Genomic DNA, 2,549 nt, shown 5'->3' on the forward strand with positions numbered 1-2,549 from the left:
GCGCGAAATGGGCACCGTCGAACTGCTGACCCGCGAAGGCGAGATTGAAATCGCCAAACGCATCGAGGAAGGCATTCGCGAGGTGATGAGCGCCATTGCCCACTTCCCGGGCACCGTAGACAGCATTCTCGCTGATTACGAGCGCGTCACCAGCGAAGGCGGCCGCCTGTCCGACATCCTCAGTGGCTATATCGACCCTGACGACGACGGCGCTGCCGGCCCGCAGCAGGAAGTCGAGCCCGTCACCCCACAGGCAGCTGCAAAGCCAGCCGGCGATGACAAGGACGACGAGGATGACGACGACTCCGATAGCGAAGAAGAAGAAGGTGATGGCGGTCCGGATCCGGAAGTCGCTCGCGTTCGCTTCGGCGCTGTTGCCGAGCAACTGGACGTCGCCAAGAAGGCCCTGAAGAAGCATGGTCGCGGTAGCCAGCAGGCCACCGACGCGCTGCAGGAACTGGCCACGCTGTTCATGCCGATCAAGCTCATCCCCAAGCAGTACGATGCGCTGGTCCTGCGTGTACGTGAAGCTCTGAGCCAGGTTCGCGCTCAGGAACGCGCCATCATGCAGATCTGTGTGCGTGACGCTCGCATGCCACGCGCCGATTTCCTGCGTCAGTTTCCGAACAACGAAACAGACCTGGGCTGGGCTGATCAGCTCGCCGGCGGCAAGGGCAAATACGCCGAAGCCATCGCCGCGCGCAAGGAAGACATCCAACGCTGCCAGCAGAAGCTGCTCGCGCTGGAAGAAGAATGCGTACTGGCGATTGCCGACATCAAGGACATCAACCGTCGCATGTCCATCGGTGAAGCCAAGGCTCGCCGGGCGAAGAAAGAGATGGTCGAGGCCAACCTGCGCCTGGTTATCTCGATTGCCAAGAAGTACACCAACCGCGGCCTGCAATTCCTCGACCTGATTCAGGAAGGCAACATCGGCCTGATGAAGGCGGTGGACAAGTTCGAATACCGTCGCGGCTACAAGTTCTCCACTTACGCCACCTGGTGGATTCGCCAGGCGATCACTCGTTCGATTGCCGACCAGGCGCGGACCATCCGCATCCCGGTGCATATGATCGAGACGATCAACAAGCTCAACCGCATCTCCCGTCAGATGCTGCAGGAGATGGGCCGCGAGCCCACACCTGAAGAGCTTGGCGAGCGCATGGAAATGCCCGAGGACAAGATCCGCAAGGTGCTGAAGATCGCCAAAGAGCCGATCTCCATGGAAACCCCCATCGGCGACGACGAAGACTCGCATCTGGGCGACTTCATTGAAGACTCTGCCATGCAATCGCCGATCGACGTGGCGACCGTGGAGAGCCTCAAGGAAGCCACTCGCGAAGTCCTCTCCGGCCTCACCGCACGGGAAGCCAAGGTACTGCGCATGCGCTTCGGCATCGACATGAACACCGACCACACCCTCGAGGAAGTTGGCAAGCAGTTCGATGTCACCCGCGAGCGAATCCGTCAGATCGAAGCCAAGGCGCTGCGCAAGCTGCGCCACCCGACGAGAAGCGAGCACCTGCGCTCCTTCCTCGACGAGTAAACCAGAACCCCCGGCCCGCGCCGGGGGTTCTGCATTCAGCATTAGCTAAATCAACAACGTACGTTGAGCTTCGCTTGGCGCGCCGGCAACACCACCGGTATAATCCGCCCCGCCTCTGAGGGCCTATAGCTCAGTTGGTTAGAGCAGAGGACTCATAATCCTTTGGTCCACGGTTCGAGTCCGTGTGGGCCCACCACTAAAGTTAAGATTTAGGCCAGCTTTCGAGCTGGCCTTTTCTTTTTCTGGCCCGAATATTTTTGCGGGCGCCGCTTTGCGTTCCGCTCATCGTCGTCAGGCATAGCCGGCCCTCGCCAGCAAAAGCTAGCTGCACCTCTAATCGGAAAACCGAGGCAGGTGCTAAATCACCCCTAGTAGTTGTAGCCCTAAGGGCTGACTTACCCAATTTGCAGCCCATGAGCCACGAATTATTGGTGGTCGTCCCAAAGTTCATTGCCACCGACGCAGCCACGAGATGAGCCGAATAGGTTCGCTAATCGGCTCACGAAATGAAGACGTCCATGAATGACAAGGTATAGATCGATACCCTAGGCATGGTGCAGGCACGCCTGCTGGATACCAACGCTTCGAACAGTGACCTCAACCACATCGAGACTCACCAATACCCCCCAAAATGCACGTCCCATGTACAAGGACGTTCAACCATGGCCAAGCCCGCCGCCCGACTTACCACACACAGGGAAGACGAGCGCGCAGCATGCCATTCAGTAAATCCCTATCGCTCTGCAGCGAGACTTCATCGCCGTAGTCGGCTCATCGCATATGACGATGACGGAAAGACTGCGCGGGCAATAAGGCAACAAGATGCGCTTCATCAACCAAGGCATCAGGCAGCTTCGCCTCAAGCGCCCGTAATAAAGTCCAAGCGGACGCGAACGCTATGAAGGTGTACAGGCGCCAGCTGAGTAGTGTCTAGTCCTGAAATAGGTTTACACCGTTTCGGCTAAATTTGAGGTATTCAGAACGCCCGATGCACCGCATCGGG

The 2,549-nt window shown here is 58.5% G+C and carries 1 protein-coding gene and 1 tRNA gene; both read left to right on the forward strand.

Annotated features, from left to right (window positions below; translation table 11 throughout):
• On the forward strand, window positions 1-1,546 hold a 1,546-nt coding region (gene rpoD / locus PSTU_RS0115800; RefSeq protein ID WP_019341995.1), incomplete at its 5' end, for an RNA polymerase sigma factor RpoD.
• A 119-nt stretch (window positions 1,547-1,665) separates the two neighbouring features.
• A tRNA-Ile gene (locus PSTU_RS0115805) sits at window positions 1,666-1,742 on the forward strand.
• Window positions 1,743-2,549: the final 807 nt, after the last annotated feature.

Origin of the sequence: Stutzerimonas stutzeri SDM-LAC, from assembly GCF_000235745.1 — a bacterium.
Classification (GTDB): Bacteria; Pseudomonadota; Gammaproteobacteria; order Pseudomonadales; family Pseudomonadaceae; genus Stutzerimonas; species Stutzerimonas stutzeri_H.